The sequence below is a fragment of the Clostridium thailandense genome (genome assembly GCF_019207025.1).
GTDB classification, from domain to species: Bacteria; Bacillota; Clostridia; order Clostridiales; family Clostridiaceae; genus Clostridium_AM; species Clostridium_AM thailandense.
Map to the genome: position 1 here is coordinate 76,081 of NZ_JAEEGC010000004.1, position 18,158 is coordinate 94,238.

The following is an 18,158-nucleotide window of genomic DNA, read 5'->3' on the forward strand; positions in this document are numbered from 1 at the left end:
GGCTGTCTACTAAACTCTAGTAAAATAAAGTTATATATTCAATATAACTTTATTTTACTAAGTTTGTCTTGTAGTACAAATTGAAATTCTATGAAAACAAGAGAATATTAAAGAAAATATTAAATTATTGAGGCAGGGGGGAATAGAGTTGAGTAAAACTTTGGAGATTACAAAAATAAAAAAATTAGATATTTTACAAGAAGATTTTGAAAACTTATCGCAGTATAATAAATTTGATTTTAATAAAAAGAATATTGCAGTTATATATGGTCCGAATGGTACAGGCAAAACCACACTATCAAAGATATTTAACCATGAGGAAGATACTGAATATACTGTTGAATATATTGGAAATACATATAGTAATAATGAAAATAAGCTATTTCATGTAATTGCAGATCAAAATAATAGAAATATTATTGCTGGGGAAACGAAAGATTTTATTTTAGGTGAGAATATTGCAAAGGAAACTAAGTTAAAAAAGAATATAGATAGTGAATATGAGAAACTTTTTGGAAATTTAAAGGAGGTTTTGAAAAGTAAGTATAAGATAACTAAGCAATCTGCATATTTAACAGAAAAGATTCAAAACTTAAAGTTGAAAAACATAATTAAAATAATGGCAAATAAAACGAAGAAAGTTCAAGATGTTGATATGGATATATTTATTGATACATTTAATAAACTTGGAGTCAATGATTTACCAGAGTTTGATGATAATCTATTTGAGTACTTTATTATGAATAGTATTGATAAAAAGGATCCAATTTGTAGAACTATTGAACTTGATATATCAAAAATTAAAAAAGTAGAAAAAATAAGTGTGATTGATGAAAGCAGTAGTGCTATTCAAATTTTGGAGAAATATAGATATGTATCAGATTGTATAGTATGTGATACCACAAATATAAACCATGAAAAACTTATAGAAAAAAAATCGCAACTCCGGGAAGATATAAAAAAAACATTAGATACTGTTTCAGAAGAAATTCTGACTGAAATTGTAGATAAAATTGAAAATGGAGATCCTTTTGAAATGAAAGCTATTGTATTTGATGCTTTAGCAAATGGTTCTCTAGATAGATTTGAAGAACTTCAAGTTATATTAAGAAATTATCTAAATATAGTTTTAGATAATATTAATAATGATTTTTATTATTTCTTTAAAAATAGTAGCTTGGAAAGGTATTACAGTGAATATAAGGCACTTGTAGCTCAGAAGTTAGAATTAAGCAAATCCGATGAACAATTGATAAAAAATATCATTAGCGAAAACTTGGATAAAGATGTTATCTTGAAGAGAGATGATAATAAGAACATTATTATATATCTTAATAATACAAAACTGTTAGAAACCGATAGAAAGGACTTACAATTAAGTTCAGGAGAACAGAATTTTATTTCAATAGCATTCGAATTGCTAAAAGCTAAAAATAGTAATAAGCCAATTATTGTATTAGATGATCCAATTTCTAGTTTTGATTCAATTTATAAGAATAAAATTGCATTTTGCATTATTAAAATTTTAAATAATAAAAAACAATTAATACTGACGCATAATACGGATTTAGTTAGACTACTGGATGTGCAATATCAAAATTGTTTTGACTTATATTTATTTAATAATAAAAAAGATGAAACAAATGGATTTATACCAGTGAGTAAAGATGAACAAAATATATTATTATATATGGATAAGTTGTTAAATTTATTAAGAGGAGATATTGATAATGAAATTTTAGATGAAAAGTTATATATTATTTCATTAATTCCATTTATGAGAGGGTTGGCTAAAATTATTAATGGAGCAAATAGGAAAAAATATAATGATGAATTAACAAAGTTAATGCATGGATATGAATCTGATAAAGTAAATTTAACAGAAATATATAATGGATTGTTTGAAAAACAAATACATAGTGAGTATATTATAAATGCACAAAATATAGTAGAACTTGATTTGAGCAATGTTGAAATATTAAAAAGTGGAAAGTATGATTTGCTAAATAAGACACTAAAACATACATTGATGTATTTGTACTTAAGATTAAGTGTAGAAAAGAAATTAAGAGAAAAGTATCCAACTGAGACTAGAAAGTGCGAACTTTTAGGAGAATTTATTGATAAAGCTTTGAAGGCGGAAGATAAACAAGAGGCACGCATAAAATTGAACTCTAAAAAAACTTTGCTGAATGAATTTAATCATTTTGAAGGAAACATGAATATTTTCCAACCAGCAATAGATATTGCGGATACAACACTTGAAAAAGAAAGAATTGAGATACTAGATATATTAAATACTTTATAAAAGAGAGAAAAATTAATATTATTAAAATTTATACTGTTTTTTAATGTCATGAAGGAGAAAAAAATGAGAAAGTATAGTGCTGAATTTGGATTGAATATGTATACATCTTTAAAAACATTAATCCCAGTTGAACTCTTAAAGGATTTTAAAGGAGAAGGAGATTATCATATATATATGATTTTATCATTTCCTAGAACAAGAATTAAAAAAGATTCCATTTGTGTTAAAACAGGTGGGTTATCCTTTGATATATTGCAAGGAGAGAAGGATTTAGAAGAAATTTATCATATAAATCAATTTGCTTTTTTTCCAAACATTGACCATAATAATGTTGAATGGGATATAACTAATTATGATGAACACTTAGAACTTAAGTATGGAATAGATGATGCTATAAAAATTTATAATAACTATCCACAAATTAAGAATAGTATGACATTAGAAAATCATTTATTAAGATTTAATAAGCCATTTAAGATAGAGTCAGATGAAATTTTAAGGCAAATTTTGTATCAAAATCGAAAAGACTTTCAAATGGAGGTTCTTTACATAGGACAAGCATATGGAAGTAACGGTAAAAGAAAAGCACAAGATAGACTAGCTTCACATTCAAAGCTGCAGGAAATATTAACTGATAGTTATAGTAAATATAGAAATAGAAGATTAATGGCATTACTATTGCAAATGACACCTCTTCAAATGTCAACTATTGATGGATATAATAAAGATATTTATGCATCTGAAAATGAAGATATTGCACATATAAAAAAAGTTATAAATAGTAATGTTGATGAAAAACAAGTAATAAATATAACAGAGGCTGCACTTATCAATTATTTTAAACCCTATTATAATAAAAACTTTGTTGAAAATTTTCCTTGTGAAGGACATAAAGGGTATTTAGATTATTATAATTTAGATTATAATTGTATTACAGTGGAACTAGATTTGGAATTTGACAAATTTCCTAATATTGCACTATTTACAGAATCAAACAAAATAGGATGTTGTTGGGACTATATCCAATATAATCTTTATAATAATCCTAAGCGTAAAAATATGTATGATATATTTAAGAATGAAATATGAATTTAAATTACAACCTATATTAAACTAAATTGTTTTTTAGGCACATAAAATGTACTTTTGCATTGTTATTAGCAAGCTCAGGAAATTTTCCCTCGCAAATACCCCAGGGGTGTAAAATTTGGTAATTTGGCAATAATTAAAAATGGATAAACAAGGGAGGTTAGATTATTGCCAACAAAGAAGAGAGCGTGGTATCCAGGTGCAAGTTATCATATTACAGCTAGAGGAAATCATAGAAATGACATATTTAAGGAAGAGGAAGATTTTCAATATTATTTAATGTTAATGTATGAAGCATTGAATTACTATAACTATAATAATTATAAGATAATATCTTACTGTTTGATGAACAATCATATGCATTTACAACTAAAAACTCAAGATGCACCTGTAGGACAGTTTATGGGTAGAATAAATAGTAAATATGCAAAGTATTATAATAAGAAATATAATTATATTGGGCACTTATTTCAGGATAGGTATAATTCGGTGCTAATTGAAAATGATCAACAAATGTTAGAAACAAGTAGATATATACACTTAAATCCAATAAGAGCAAAAATGGTAAAACGACCAGAAGAATATCAATATAGCAGTTATGGTGCGTTCATAGGAATTTATGATGAGGAGATTATTTCTTCGAATTTGATTCTTGATTATTTTAATGAGAAGAGAAAAAGAATACTCTATAAAAAGTTTGTTGAAGAGGTTATTACATCACAAATAGCTGAAGACAAGTAGCAGCAAGGCGTACCAAAGCCCGCCAAAGACCTTTGAGGTGTAGAATTTTCCAGTGACAAGCTATAGGACTAAGCTTACACATATAATAGAAAAAGCAGAAGGAATTGATGAATTTTTGATGCTTAAAGTATTAAAAGACTTTCAGAAGAAAAGGAAATAAAATTACATAGAATAATATTATGTAGGAATATCAGAGGGCGGAACAGGTAGCCGCCACCACGCAAAAATGCGTTAGGAGATGTAGATTACCACCTACCTATATTCCAATGGATTCCATTCCACGGTACTATTTGTATCGTGGATTTGTGTTTTTAAAACAAAAAGTTATGAATATCAAGGCGGACTTTGGGCTCACCTACTTACTGATGTAAAATTTGGTAATTTGGCAATAATTAAAACTAAATAAACGAAGGAGGTTTTGATTATTGCCAACCATGTGTCAAGTGAGGGCGTGATAAGCCGTCTTGAACTTAAATAATTGGAAAGGAACTTGAAGTAACTGTAATTCTGGTTTCACAGCTTTCTAGAGAACTGGAGAAAGCTGTTCCTTTAAAAATAATAATTGTGTTAGTCGTCGATATTTTATATTTTACCAAGTATTATGTTTTGAGTATAATTATTTGGTATAATATTAAGTAATAAAAAATTATAATTATATAGGGTGGTGCTAAATATGAAATGGGAAGAAGTAAAAAAAATTTATCCTAATCAATTTGTTAAACTTCAAATTTTAGAGTGGCACATGGAAGGAAATAAGAAATATATAGATGATATGGCTGTTATTAAGGTGATAGAAGATAATAGAGAAGCTACAAAAGAATTGGTAAGGTCAAAAGAAGATGTACTTGTTTATCATACAGGAAACGAAGATATTGTTCTCGAAATAAGAAATATAAAAGGTTATAGAGGTATAATGTAATGGATATAGAATTTAGAGACGGATTATTATTTACTTCTGTAGAAATTTCATATAAGGGAAATTAAAAAAGATAGATAATATTGTAATAGATACTGGAGCAGCAGAGTCCATAATTTCACCAGATATAGTAGATGATATAGGAATATATGCAGAACTAGGTGATAGGATTATATCTTTCTACGGTGTGGGAGGCAGTTTGCATAATTCTTTTGTAAAAGTTATTGATAACATAAAGATAGGTTCACATAGTATTAAAAACTTGGAAATAGATTTTGGAATAATTGATACAAAGGGTGGGATTAATGGATTATTAGGCTTAGATATATTAATGAAAGCAGGGGCTAATATTGATTTGAAAAATTTGGTATTAGAACTTTAGCAAGCTCAGGAAATTTTTCCTCGTAAGTACCCCAGGACCCAATGTCATAAAGCTAACCTTCAATATTTTTACAAAATGTACTCTTATAGAAAGTTCAAATAAAATTATTGGATTTCTATAAGAGTAATTGTATTTTATACATAATATATGGTTCGGTTTAGCAGGTAAAAATTGAACCAAGAAAAACCTCTAGTCCCCTTGAGAAATCAAGGGGACTGTGCTATATTAAAGCTAGAAAACTGGTGAAAACCTTGGATGAAAATATAAACAATGAACATGATTTAGGATATAAACATATCCTTTCACATAAAAAGAATTTTGTAGAATTTTTAAGGAGCTTTGTAAAGAAAGAGTGGGTTGAACTAATATCAGAAGAAAACTTGGTATTAATAGATAAAGAGTTTATACTGGAAGATTTTAAAGAGGAAGAAGCAGATATAATTTATAAAGTAAACATAGATGGAAAAGACATAATATTTTATATACTTTTAGAATTGCAGTCAAAGGTAGATTTTAGAATGCCAATAAGACTTTTAATGTATATGACAGAAATATAGAGAGAAGAACTTAAGAATACGGAAGAAAATGTAAAGAAGAGAAAAGACTATAAACTGCCAGCAATATTTCCAATAGTTTTGTATAATGGCAAAAACAATTGGACAGTAGCAAGTATTTAAAGGATGGGTTATAAACATATTGAAGAATAGGTTTAAAAGTGAGATAAGAGGGAATGTACATAAATTATTGATGGAAACATCAGAAATGGAGGTGGATGATATGGTAAGTAATTTAGGAAGAAAGATTGAAGAGGAATTTGAAGTTAGGGAACAAAAGGGAATTGAAAAGGGTGAAGATAGAAAAGCAATAAAGATAGCAGAGAAAATGCTTAAAAGAGGGGATTCGATTGAAGATATAATAGAACTGACAGAGCTTCCTAAAGATAAGATATTGGAATTAAAAAACAAACAAACTAATTTGGAAAAAGCTTAATAAAAAATTTGTTAACGCCCCCCAAGGGCAATTGCAGTTATTGGTAATAAATTTACATTTATAAAAAACTATAAAATTTACCATTTTATAGTTTTTTATAAACTTTTAGCACTACCCCTTAAAAAGTAGACATTAGTTTTTCTAAGTTTTTATTAATATCATCATCGCTAAAACAATATTTCAAGTTTGTGAAATTACCTCTAAGCTTTTTCACTTCTTCCTTGACATTTTTATTCCTCAGAACAACATCTGCTATGTATTCCGCAGTTTGTTCAAACTCTTTTTGGCCAAAGCCAAATCTTGTCATTTCAGAAACACCAAGCCTTATCGCACCGGAAGCTGTGAAACCTTCTTCTTCAGGTGTAGCTTGATAGTTGACAATAATGTTGTTATTTTCCAGACTGTTTGCTATATCTGATCCCGTACCATATCCCACTTTGACGATTACCTGATGAGTCTCAGTATAGGATATTGAAGGATCTCCAGCAACATCTAATCCCGCATTCTTAAGGCATATTGCAAAATACTTGGCATTTTGTATTATATTCTTTTGATATTCATCTTTGAAGTTATTCATTTCATATGCTGCCATTAAAAGTCCAAGCATAGTACCCAGGTGATGATTGCTTACGCTTCCTGGGAAGGCCCTTGTTTCGATGGTTTCCCATAGACTGTATTTATAATCATCCTTGTCGTAATTACCTGCAATTATTCCCCTTTGAGTACCGAAGAAAGTTTTATGAGTTGAACCTGTGACAATTTCAGCACCCTCAGTAAATGGATTCTGAAAGTAATCCCCCACCAACCCAAGTACATGTGCCATGTCGTACATTATAACTGTATTGATTTTCTGCTCATCCACAAACTTTCTTATTTCCTTTACAGGTTCTTTATGCAATACCATACTCTTACCGAATATGATAAGCTCTGGTCTATATTTCTCTATTACCTTTTTTGTTTCCTCAACATCAATTTTGAAACTGTTGTCCTTTTCTACTGGAAAATTAACAACAGCAGTCTTTTCAGTAATAGGATCAATAGCTATATAGTCATGTAACGCGCCCATAGGCTGTGCACTCAAATGTCCTCCTCTGATAATATGATTGTTTAGAACATATCCTAAACGTGAAGCTTCCTTTTTTCGATTCACTCTATTTTTAAAATCCATAAGAGCACTAAAAACAGCACTGTTTGCCATTTGACCGCTGACAACCCTTGTTTCAACCTCTGCACAGTTAAAGTATTTTTTCAGTTCTTCCACTAATAAATGTTCAACTTCATTGATGAATCTTGTACCCTGATAATAAAATACATCGTAGTCATAGAACGATTTTGTTTTCTTATGCTCTGCATACCTGAAAGAAGGGTCCATCACAGACAATAACCTTACAGCGGAAGAATGGGACTGCTCAGATGGAATAAGATTTATTGTTTCATTCTTTCTCCACAAGGTGTTGCTATAGCTTTTTTCTAGAAGATTCAAAGCTTTATCTTTGTAATTTTCAGAACAATTAAGCTTATAGTCTACTTCAACTCCATGAATAATAGGTCTAGCAAACGGAGGAGCATCACTTTTTAGGTGATATGGAGGTATAACGGCCTTTACCTTTTTTCCTCTGATTTCTACCTCCACATTGTCATTCAGCACTACATCTCCATCAATAAGGGCAAGGCCTATTGCCCTCAGTTCTTTATCATCGGTAATTTTACTTTCAAGCCCATTTCCTTCAGTCTTCAAATAAGGAACCATTGTAGCGCTGGTTATGTAACCCACTTCCTTGCCGCCTTTGAAAACTTTGCAACCTGCCCTCGCAACGCCCCTATCAATTAATGCTATTGGTCTAATTATTCTAGGCAAATCTGACAAATCGGAAAAATCCCTTTCCATTAACTTCTTAAAACCTTCGTATTGCTTTTCTAAAGGTCTTCTACCAATATAATCGCCTTTGACTTTAGCGAAGCTTACTGCAAATTTAGCTAAAGGGCATGAGAAAATTGGAATTTCATTCCCATTGATGTCAATGCCTAATTCATGGCCATAAAGAGGTAGGCTAGCTTCCAGCCTTAATGTATCTCTTGCGCCAAGACCTATAGCCATAGCTCCATACTCAAGTAGCCTTTCCCAAATGCCAGCTGCATCAGCATCTTTAATAAAAAGTTCAAACCCTAACGGTTCTCCTGTATAACCAGTTCTTGCAATAAGCACTTCTTTCCCATCAAAATTGAGAATATCCAGAGCATTTTTTACAGGCTCAGTAAGATATACGCTGCCAGTAAGTTTACCAAGTATATTTTTTGAATCAGGCCCCTGTACTGAAATCATTGCAAGCTCTTCAGACTTATTTATAATCCTTGCATCGAATTTTCCTATTTCTTTGTTTAAATGCTCCCAATCCTTCTCTATGTTGGAAGCATTAACAACAAGCAAATACTCGTCTTCATAAAATCGGTAAAGGTAAGCATCATCCAAAGCTCCACCATTCTCATTTGGGATCATCGTATATTGTGCCTGCTTGATGTCAAGTGCAAACACATTGTTTGTTAAAACATATTGTAAAAATTTTGCGGCTTCTCTACCGGATATAATAAATCTTCCCATGTGTGAAGTATCAAATGTGCCAACCTTTTTCCTTGTATAAATATGTTCGTCTATTATTCCGGATTTATAATTGATTGGCATTTCCCATCCACCGAAATCCACTAGATTTGCACCTAATTTTACGTGGTTATCATAAAGTATTGTCCTTTTCAAAACTTTCATTGTATTAAATCCTCCCTCTTTACACCATACTGTAAAATACCAGCGTATGTAACCAATTATTTTTCGAAATATTCCGTATTTCAAAATATTTCGACATATAAGTCTAAAAAAAGACAGAAGTAAAAGTGAAGACTTTTACCTCTATCTATTAATCTGAGAGTTTTACTCCATCAGTGCATAAAACTTTCCAGAGACTTGTCCATTTTTGATCCTCTTATCTGAGAGTTTCGTACTATTTTAATAAAATACTACTTAATCTCTCAAAAACTTCATCTAAATTTTATTTATTTCATAATTGTATTTTTATGACTATTATTATAGCTTATAGCAAATTGGATTTCAATACATTTTGAAAATATAGTCTGTTTTGTTTTTTTATTAGCAAGCTCAGGAATTTTCCCTCGCAACTACCCTAGGGGTGTAAAATTTATTAATAAACAATTTGTTTCATGGATCTATTGACTATCTCAAAATATTAAGATATAGTTATATTACCAGTGGTAATTACCATTGGTAATATAACTGCGAGGTGATTAATATTGAAGAAAAACATATCAAAAGAACAAATTATTGAAACTGCACTCGATTTAATTAAAACGAATCAAGATATTCGCAGCATTAATTTAAGAGAAATCGCTCGTGCTCTTGGATGTGCACATACGAATATCTATAATTATTATCCATCATTAGTTGATCTGCTTTGGGATCTACATGTTGCTATTCAAGAATCTTTTATAGTAGATCTATCATCAAGATTAGAAAAAGTTCAAGAGTCTGAGTTAAAGCTTTATTGTTTTTTTGAGTCAGTTATCAATGTTTATCTTATACATACTGGATGGTTTAGGCTTGTGTGGGTGGACTACATTGGTACTGATCGGCCGGAAAGCAATAAAATAGCAACCCAAAAAAATGTCGATGAGTTGGTTGAGATATTAATAGATATTTGTTTTCATCTATATCAGACTAAGCCTGATAAAGAAAAGATAATGCGCATTTTTCACAATGTGCATTGCTATATCGTTGGAGAACTTTCTAACTTCATAAATGGAAGGCAATTTTACCAAGATGAAATCTCATTGAGAAAATACGTTCCGGAGACCGCAACAACAATTTTTAAGCTATGCTTAAAGGATGAAATTCAATAGATTGAAGGTCAAGTGTCTAATTTGAGATTATGGAAGGAGTTATAGTAAAATGGAAAGAAAAGTCGAATTTAGCAAGGGTGAATTTCAATTGCATCAAAACCCTAATTTTAATTATCAGTTAAATCGTACCTATAACGTTAGCAATGGAAATATTTGTGAAATTATAGAACTTGCAGGGAAATTGAACGGAATTAAAGACTGGGAAAAAGAAATGAAAATCCTTGCTGAAAAAGCAGTATCAGAGGGCCGGATTAAAGACGCAATTGCATATTTCAGGATGACAGAATTTTTTATGTACGATGGCAATCCGGATAAAATAATAGTATATGATAAATCTATAGAATTATTTTATCAGTATCACTATGAATTGTTCAAAACCGGCATATTGAAACTTGATCACGTTCCTTTTTTGGAAGGATATCTGCCTGTAATACATGCTAAGCCCGTAGGAGAATGTGTGGATACCATTTTAATACATGGGGGATTCGATTCCTATATGGAAGAATTTCTACCTTCGCTGCTGTATCTTCAGGAAAACGGATTCGAGATTTATTTGTTTGAGGGTCCGGGACAAGGTAATGTTCTAAGAAAGCAGGGCATCACATTTTCAATTGAATGGGAGAAGCCGATCGAAACATTGCTGAATTATTATGCTTTAAATGACGTGACAATCATAGGTATATCAATGGGTGCTATCCTGGCACCTAGGGCGGCTGCATTTGAAAGTCGAATAAAGAGAGTTGTGGCATGGAGTGTATGTACTAACATGCTGGAACTATTGCTTGATGCTACATCTCCAGAAGACAGAAAGGTTTTAACAGAGTTACTGGCAAAAGAAGATAGGAATACAATAAATCAAATAATGTACAGCTTGATGGAAAAAGAACCTTTGATCGATTGGGGAATGCATCATGGCTTTTATAACATGGGAGTAGATAACCCTTATGATTACATGCTGGCTTCAAACAAGTATGAATATAAGGATGTAGCAGAGAAAATCACTCAGGACTTCTTGCTTCTGGGTGCTGAAAAAGATCACTTAATTCGGATAGAAAAGTATAAAGAGGTTATTGACAGCCTTACTAATGTAAAATCGTTAACATACAGAATGTTTACAGCAAAAGAAAATGCTGCAAGCCACTGCAATACCGGAAATCCCAAATTAGTACTTGATACCATAATTTCCTGGATCAAGATAATAAAGAGCCATCAATCAAATATAATTGATAAATAGAATAGCAAGTTCAGCTAAGGATTCACAACTACCCCAGGGGTAATAGGCGAACCCAAAAGTTCGCCTTGCTGATCCACAACAACAAGTTCCTTGCCATATAGTCCTAATTCAATGCAATAGTTAACAAAGGACTTAAAAACTTTTTCTAGAGCCTCTACATGATCTTTTCTAAAATCCGCAATAACTCTATATTTAGGTTGAAGTCCTTTAATTAACCAAATTACTTCTCTATTAATAACACATTGCTTTGCCAATTTGCGTGATGATCTTATACCATTAAAATAGCCATAAATATATAACTTTTAAAGATCTTTTGGATCAAATTTAGGTCTTCCAATAAGAGCAAAAATAGTAAAACGACCAGAAGAATATCAATATAGCAGTTATGGTGCGTTCATAGGAATTTATGATGAGGAGATTATTTCTTCGAATTTGATTCTTGATTATTTTAATGAGAAGAGAAAAAGAATACTCTATAAGAAGTTTGTTGAAGATGCTATTACATCCCAAATAGTTGAAGCCAAGTAGTATCAAGTGAGTCCAGTATGTTCTCACTTGATACTTTTATTTATTGCCAGAAAATTGAAAAATGAGTGGAGTGGTAGTATTGCTAAAATAGAGCTTTTATCAAAATGGCTGTAGTTATGATGATATAAATAAAAAATTACTTTTAATTGAACTATTTATATTAATGAATTAAAATAAAGGTATAATTAAGAAGCTAAGAAGGTGAACGAATGAAGCCTACAAATTATGAAGATTTAATTATGAAAAGAGCACTTGATCTTTTTGCAGAGGAAGGGCTAAAATTTTTTGGGATAAACAAAAAAGTTAAGGAATTAGATCCAACAGAATTAGTAGTTTTGGAAACTAAAAATATGTTTATGGACTACACTTTCCTAATGGAAGATGATACTTTTATACATTTTGAGTTTCAAACAACTAATAAAGGGAAAATAGATTTAAGAAGGTTTAGAGCCTATGAAGCGCTATTAAGCCATCAAACAGGGAAAGATGTGCTTACATATGTAGTTTACTCAGGTAACATTAAAAATACAGAAAATATTTTAAAAACAGGAATAAGTGAATTTAGAGTTAATTCCATATCTATGGCTGATAAAGATGGAGATAAGGTATATAGAGATATTATAGATAAAATAAGATCTGGTATGGACATTACAAAGCAAGATATAATATCTTTAACATTTACACCTATAATGGGTGGAAACATAAGTATGGTAGATAAGATAATTAATGCTATACATGTGATAAAAGATATAAACAATGACTATAAGTATGATATAGAATCAATATTATATGCTTTTGCAAATAAATTTTTAAGTGGAAAAGATTTGGAGAGAGTAAAGGAGGAAGTGAGAATGACTGAACTTGGTAAAAGCTTAATAAATGAAGGAAAAGATGAAGGAAAAAAAGAAAAAACTATAGAAATAGTAAAAAAAGCAATAAAAAAGGGCATGGATAATGAAACAATAAAAGAACTAACAGATTTGGATATTGATGAAATAGAATTGATAAGAAAAGTATTAAAGTAAAAAGAATGTTTAATGTCCCAATTGGATGTAAACAAATTATTTTGCTATAGGGGCTGGCACTATTCGAAATTGAATAGGTGATAGCAAACTTAATCTTTCAGGCCTCGCAAGTACCTCAGGGGCCAATGGCATCAAGCTAAAATAGAAATTATTCACAAGAACTGATATTTAAACTGTAAACTTGTATTTTTAAATCAATGATTGCAATTTTACAGTTTTTTTGTTTTGAAAAGTTATTTTTGAAGTTGCTTAAATAGAATTTTTCATATTTATCGATTTTATTGCAACCCTAATAGGCCTTTCATATTTTTGCAATAAAGGCTCGTACACTATTTCATTTTGAAAAAGAATTAGCAAGCGCACTTCCCTCGCAAGTACCCCAGGGGTGTAAAATTTGATAATTTGGTAATAATTAAAACTAGATAAACAGAGGAGGTTTTGATTATTGTGAGCAAAGAAGAGGGTATGGTATCCAGGTGCAAGGTATCATATTACGGCTAGAGGAAATCATAGAAATGATATATTTAAGGAAGAGGAAGATTTTCAATATTATTTAATGTTGATGAATGAAGCATTGAATTACTATAACTATAATAATTATTAAGATAATATCTTATTGCTTGATGAATAATCATGTGCATCTACAATTAAAAACCGAAGATGCACATGTAGGACAGTTTATGGGTAGATTAAATAGTAAATTTAATGAGAAGAGAAAAAGAATACTCTATAAAAAGTTTGTTGAAGATGCTATTACATCCCAAATAGATGAAGTCAAGTTGTAGCAAACTCAGACAACAAGCGTGTCCTTGCTATGGGATAGTGCCACTTGAAAAATAAAGCTGATAAGAGTTTCACCCCCTTGAGAAATCAAGGGGGTTATGCTATATTAAGCGTAGAAAGCTAGTGAAAACATAAGTAATGAACATGATTTAGGCTAAAAACACATATTTGTACATAAGATTTGCAATATTTTAAAGAAGAAGCAGAAGATGACGGAAATCCCTTTGATGAGAAAATGGAAACGTTGACCAATGAACTTGGAGAATTTTTTGATAAGTCAAGAAGGTTGGAAGATGAAATTAGGAAGAATCTTGAGGAAAGTGGATATCAATTTTAACTGAGAATTGAGAATGGAGAATTAGGAATGAGTGATGAAAAATCTATGATTAGTGATTCTTATAATTTAGGTTTTGGAAAAGTTTATAAAGAAGTTAAAAAATACATTAGAAGAGGCACGATCTAAGGCTTATTCATCAATAAACTTCTATATGGTAGAAGCATATTGGAACATTGGAAAATTAATAGTTGAAGCACAAAATGGAGAAGGAAAAGCTGAATATGGAGAGTTTCTTATAAAAAATTTATCAAAAGAACTTACTAAGGATTTTGGAAAAGGATTTACAGCATCAAATCTTAGAAATATAAGACAGTTTTATTTAACTTTCAATAAACGCTACGCACTGCGTAGCGAATTAAGCTGGACTCATTATAGACATTTAATGAGGCTAGACAATGAAAAAAAGAGAAATTTTTATATAGATGAGTGTATCAAAAGCAATTGGAGCACAAGGCAGTTAGAAAGGCAAATTAATTCTTTTTATTATGAAAGACTTTTATCAACTCAAAAGGAGAATAAAAATGAAGTTAGAGATGAAATAAAAAAATTAGAGCCAGAAAGAAATATAAATGATATTGTGAAAGATCCATATATATTAGAATTTCTAAATTTAAAAGAAAACAAAAGATTTCTTGAAAAAGATTTAGAACAAGGCTTAATAGATAACTTGCAAGAATTTTTATTAGAATTAGGAAAAGGCTTTTCGTTTGTAGGAAGACAAAGAAGAATAACAGCAGATGGTGAACACTTCTATATAGATTTAGTTTTTTATAATTATCTTCTTAAATGCTTTGTGCTAATAGATTTAAAACTAGGTAAATTAACTCATCAAGATATAGGGCAAATGGATTTTTACGTTCGATATTATGAAAAAGAAATAAAAGGAGAAGATGATAACCCAACAATAGGTATTATACTATGTTCTGAGAAAAATGAAACTATAGTAAAATACTCTATTTTAGAAGAAAGTAAACAAATCTTTGCCTCAAAATATATGCTTTATATGCCTACAGAAGAGGAATTGAAGAGAGAGATTACAAGAGATAGAGAAATACTAGAGAGTGAGTAGTCATCAGATAAATTACTAATGGAAGCATCAGTAATGGAGGTAGATGATTAAGAAATATAATATAAAAAGTTTGTTGAAGATGCTATAACATGCCAAATAGTTGAATCCAAGTAGTAGCAAGTGAGTCCAGCATGTTCTCACTTGCTACTTTTGTTTATTGCTAGAGAATTGGAGAATGAGTGGAGTGGTAGTATTTCTAAAATAGAGCTTTTATCAAACTGTCTGATGTTATTATGATATAAATAATAGGGAGCACTTTCAATGGCAATATTATCTTTAAAAGTTTCCAACTTACTTTTCATCGCAGCTCCAGTCTTCACAATTCCACACATCTGTTGTAATTTCTTTATAGAATTCTGGTTCATGACACACTAAAATTATGCTGCCAGCATATTCTTTTAAGGCACGCTTAAGTTCATTTTTAGCATAAATGTCTAAGTGGTTTGTAGGTTCATCTAAAACTAATAGATTGGTAGGTTCATTAATTAACTTGCATAATCTAACTTTAGCTTGTTCTCCGCCACTTAATAAATTAATAGGACTGTCTATATGTTGTCTTGTTAATCCACATTTGGCAAGGTTGCTCCTTACTTCTGTTTGAGTTAAATCTTGAAAGGTGTTCCAAACATCATATAAAACTGAAGTGGTATTGTCCTCCAGGACTTCCTGCTGAAAATATCCTACCTTTTTATAAGGACTTAAAATTATTTCTCCGTCTATAGGTTTTAATAATCCAAGCAAGCTTTTTAGAAGAGTGGTTTTTCCTAAACCATTAGCTCCTGTTATTGCAATTTTTTGTCCTCTTTTCATTTTTAAATTCAGAGGCTTGCTTAAAGGCTTATTGTATCCAATAATTAAATTATTAGTTTTTAAAATTATGTTCTCTGGCATTCTTATGCTTTTAAAATTAAAATAAGGCTTTATAATTTCTTTTTTTATTTCTATTCTCTCTATTTTATCAAGCTGCTTTTCTCTTGATTTGGCTTGCCTTGCAGTTGCTGTTCTAACTTTATTTTTTCTTATATACTCTTCAAGTTTTGCAATTTTATTTTGCTGTTCCTTATATTCAATTAGCCTTTGTTGCTTTCGTATATCATAAAGTTTAAGAAAATAATCATAGTTTCCTTCATATCTTGTTAATTCTTTATGCTCAAGATGATAAATTACATTTACTACACTATTTAAAAAACTATTGTCATGGGATATCAGTATAAATGCACTATCATAGTTAATTAAATAAGTTTTAAGCCATTCTATATGTTCTTCGTCCAGATGATTAGTTGGCTCATCTAAAAGTAAAATATCTGGTTTTTCTAAAAGCAATTTGGCAAGTAAAACTTTAGTCCTTTGTCCACCACTTAAAACTGAAACTTCCTTATGTAAAAGCTCATGAATTCCAAGTCCAGCAGCTACTCCTTGAATTTTTGAATCAATACTGTAAAAATTATTCTTATCCAGAGTTTCCTGCAGAATTGCAATTTTTTTTAAGCTTTTATTCATTTCTTCTTCATTCATATTGCCAAGTTTAATATATAAATCATTAATTTTATTCTCTATATCAAATAAACTTATAAATGCTTCTTTTAAAAAATTTATTGTAATAATTCCTTCTTTTAAATCCACCAATTGATCCATATATCCAATTTTAAATTTACTATTCCACTGAATAGTGCCACAATCAGGCAAAATTTCATTGTTGAGGATTTTCATAAAAGTTGATTTACCTTCTCCATTAGCACCAATAAGTCCCAAATGCTCACCTTTTAATAATCTAAAAGATACATTATTAAATAAGGTTCTATCACCAAAGCCATGATTCATATTTTCAATTTTTATAATGCTCACAATTATTCCCTCCTTGTATCTCTTAAGGAATAATATCATTATGCTGTGTAAATACCAAGTTCATAAATAAATCTGTAATATTTATAATCCTTTCAGATATTTTGGAAGCTAAAAATGTGCGCAAATTTAAGGCATATTTTTCATAGCAACAACTGTGAAAAACATGCCTTTTATACTAACCATATTTTTTTTGTTTTCTGATTATTCTTCTAATACTGCCTTCTGTTAAGAAATACTGCTCTGATAAGACTTTAACAGACACTCCCATAGAGTAGATGTTAAATATTTCCTCATCCCTTGCTTTAAGATACCTTTTAGTTTCAGTATTTTCTCCCCAGGACTTTTTGTTTTCATTTTTTCTAGGTATATAGAGATATCCACCATCCATATAATTTTGGATTATTTTAATTATATTATGTGGAAGTATATTTTGTGCTTTTTCATATTTCATAATTCATTGCTCCAATCTACATTTAATATATAAATGAAGATGCAAACACTGATTAAAATATGAAAAACTCAATATTTATATATTGGCTCCAAGCAAAAGTTTTTCATATTCTACAATCTTTGCATGGAGCTAACTACTATAACCAAAATCATAATAAACTCACTTCCTTTTTTATTTTACATTACAATATTTAAGTAACTTATGTCAATTATATATTAAAGCAGAAGGGCATATCTTTTTATGCTAATGCGACAGTGTCTTGCTTAATATACATTCTCACCTTTCAAATATTTAAACTTAATATTTTTATGAGCTACTATATCATTTGTTTCGTATAAATAACCAAGAGATTTCTAATTAGAAATGAATGTTGATACTATGGAAATTGAAAAGTTAATGGAAGACTCAGGTGAAAATAAGGAAAGTTTTATAAAGGAAGCAATATATGTACCATTTGTTTAGAGATTCTTTCGTTTAGAGTATAATTAAATTGGGTGAATAATAATTTTTTAGAAAAAATTTTATTGGAGGACTAAGGTTGAAAATTAAAGTAT

The 18,158-nt window shown here is 30.0% G+C and carries 16 protein-coding genes; 12 read left to right on the plus strand and 4 right to left on the minus strand.

Annotated features, from left to right (window positions below; genetic code table 11):
* Positions 1–148 precede the first annotated feature (148 nt).
* The 7 genes from I6U48_RS00930 (at position 149) to I6U48_RS30270 (ending at position 6,426) form a co-directional block, all read left to right on the plus strand.
* Positions 149–2,308, plus strand: coding sequence for an AAA family ATPase (locus I6U48_RS00930; protein WP_218318521.1), 2,160 nt, complete (start codon positions 149–151; stop codon positions 2,306–2,308).
* 63 nt (positions 2,309–2,371) lie between these two features.
* Positions 2,372–3,397 (plus strand): hypothetical protein, encoded by a 1,026-nt coding sequence (locus I6U48_RS00935; RefSeq protein WP_218318522.1) that lies wholly within the window; start codon positions 2,372–2,374, stop codon positions 3,395–3,397.
* 168 nt (positions 3,398–3,565) lie between these two features.
* Positions 3,566–4,138 (plus strand): transposase, encoded by a 573-nt coding sequence (locus tag I6U48_RS00940; RefSeq protein ID WP_218318523.1) that lies wholly within the window; start codon positions 3,566–3,568, stop codon positions 4,136–4,138.
* 673 nt (positions 4,139–4,811) lie between these two features.
* A complete protein-coding gene (locus I6U48_RS00945; RefSeq protein ID WP_218318524.1) occupies positions 4,812–5,057 on the plus strand; it encodes a hypothetical protein in 246 nt (81 codons plus the stop codon).
* Between the two features lie 136 nt (positions 5,058–5,193).
* The gene (locus tag I6U48_RS30260; RefSeq protein WP_312890835.1) at positions 5,194–5,436 is read left to right on the plus strand and encodes an aspartyl protease; all 243 of its coding nucleotides are present in this window, start codon (positions 5,194–5,196) and stop codon (positions 5,434–5,436) included.
* A 251-nt stretch (positions 5,437–5,687) separates the two neighbouring features.
* On the plus strand, positions 5,688–5,993 hold the full coding sequence (locus tag I6U48_RS30265; RefSeq protein ID WP_376774499.1) for an Rpn family recombination-promoting nuclease/putative transposase: 306 nt from the start codon (positions 5,688–5,690) through the stop codon (positions 5,991–5,993).
* A gap of 220 nt (positions 5,994–6,213) precedes the next feature.
* The gene (locus tag I6U48_RS30270; protein WP_312890830.1) at positions 6,214–6,426 is read left to right on the plus strand and encodes a hypothetical protein; all 213 of its coding nucleotides are present in this window, start codon (positions 6,214–6,216) and stop codon (positions 6,424–6,426) included.
* A gap of 118 nt (positions 6,427–6,544) precedes the next feature.
* Here I6U48_RS30270 and gcvT read toward each other — a convergent pair whose 3' ends face one another.
* The gene (gene gcvT / locus I6U48_RS00960) at positions 6,545–9,187 is read right to left on the minus strand and encodes a glycine cleavage system aminomethyltransferase GcvT (RefSeq protein WP_218318525.1); all 2,643 of its coding nucleotides are present in this window, start codon (positions 9,185–9,187) and stop codon (positions 6,545–6,547) included.
* 539 nt (positions 9,188–9,726) lie between these two features.
* Here gcvT and I6U48_RS00965 point away from each other — a divergent pair.
* Positions 9,727–10,332: a TetR/AcrR family transcriptional regulator gene (locus I6U48_RS00965; protein ID WP_218318526.1), complete on the plus strand. Its 606-nt coding sequence runs from the start codon at positions 9,727–9,729 to the stop codon at positions 10,330–10,332.
* A 49-nt stretch (positions 10,333–10,381) separates the two neighbouring features.
* Complete coding sequence (locus tag I6U48_RS00970) at positions 10,382–11,566, plus strand: alpha/beta hydrolase (RefSeq protein WP_218318527.1); 1,185 nt, start codon at positions 10,382–10,384, stop codon at positions 11,564–11,566.
* A 14-nt stretch (positions 11,567–11,580) separates the two neighbouring features.
* Here the strand turns inward: I6U48_RS00970 and I6U48_RS00975 are convergent, their stop codons facing one another.
* Positions 11,581–11,859 (minus strand): transposase, encoded by a 279-nt coding sequence (locus I6U48_RS00975; RefSeq protein ID WP_218318536.1) that lies wholly within the window; start codon positions 11,857–11,859, stop codon positions 11,581–11,583.
* A 444-nt stretch (positions 11,860–12,303) separates the two neighbouring features.
* Here I6U48_RS00975 and I6U48_RS00980 point away from each other — a divergent pair, with 444 nt between their 5' ends.
* The 3 genes from I6U48_RS00980 (at position 12,304) to I6U48_RS00990 (ending at position 15,308) form a co-directional block, all read left to right on the plus strand.
* The gene (locus tag I6U48_RS00980) at positions 12,304–13,119 is read left to right on the plus strand and encodes a hypothetical protein (protein ID WP_218318528.1); all 816 of its coding nucleotides are present in this window, start codon (positions 12,304–12,306) and stop codon (positions 13,117–13,119) included.
* A 964-nt stretch (positions 13,120–14,083) separates the two neighbouring features.
* Entirely contained in the window at positions 14,084–14,239 is a 156-nt protein-coding gene (locus I6U48_RS00985) for a hypothetical protein (RefSeq protein ID WP_218318529.1), read from the plus strand.
* Positions 14,240–14,312: 73 nt separating this feature from the next.
* Positions 14,313–15,308 (plus strand): PDDEXK nuclease domain-containing protein, encoded by a 996-nt coding sequence (locus I6U48_RS00990; protein ID WP_218318530.1) that lies wholly within the window; start codon positions 14,313–14,315, stop codon positions 15,306–15,308.
* Positions 15,309–15,599: 291 nt separating this feature from the next.
* Here the strand turns inward: I6U48_RS00990 and I6U48_RS00995 are convergent, their stop codons facing one another.
* Complete coding sequence (locus I6U48_RS00995; RefSeq protein WP_218318531.1) at positions 15,600–17,153, minus strand: ABC-F family ATP-binding cassette domain-containing protein; 1,554 nt, start codon at positions 17,151–17,153, stop codon at positions 15,600–15,602.
* Between the two features lie 175 nt (positions 17,154–17,328).
* Positions 17,329–17,604 carry a CD3324 family protein gene (locus I6U48_RS01000; protein ID WP_218318532.1) on the minus strand — a complete coding sequence of 92 codons (276 nt, stop codon included), beginning with the start codon at positions 17,602–17,604 and terminating at the stop codon, positions 17,329–17,331.
* Positions 17,605–18,158: the final 554 nt, after the last annotated feature.

Coding starts and splice junctions, on each gene's coding strand:
- I6U48_RS00935 (WP_218318522.1), top strand. CDS start 2,372: ATGAGAAAGTATAGTGCTGAATTTGGATTGAATATGTATACATCTTTA.
- I6U48_RS00945 (WP_218318524.1), top strand. CDS start 4,812: ATGAAATGGGAAGAAGTAAAAAAAATTTATCCTAATCAATTTGTTAAA.
- I6U48_RS30270 (WP_312890830.1), top strand. CDS start 6,214: ATGGTAAGTAATTTAGGAAGAAAGATTGAAGAGGAATTTGAAGTTAGG.
- gcvT (WP_218318525.1), bottom strand. CDS start 9,187: ATGAAAGTTTTGAAAAGGACAATACTTTATGATAACCACGTAAAATTA.
- I6U48_RS00970 (WP_218318527.1), top strand. CDS start 10,382: ATGGAAAGAAAAGTCGAATTTAGCAAGGGTGAATTTCAATTGCATCAA.
- I6U48_RS00980 (WP_218318528.1), top strand. CDS start 12,304: ATGAAGCCTACAAATTATGAAGATTTAATTATGAAAAGAGCACTTGAT.
- I6U48_RS01000 (WP_218318532.1), bottom strand. CDS start 17,604: ATGAAATATGAAAAAGCACAAAATATACTTCCACATAATATAATTAAA.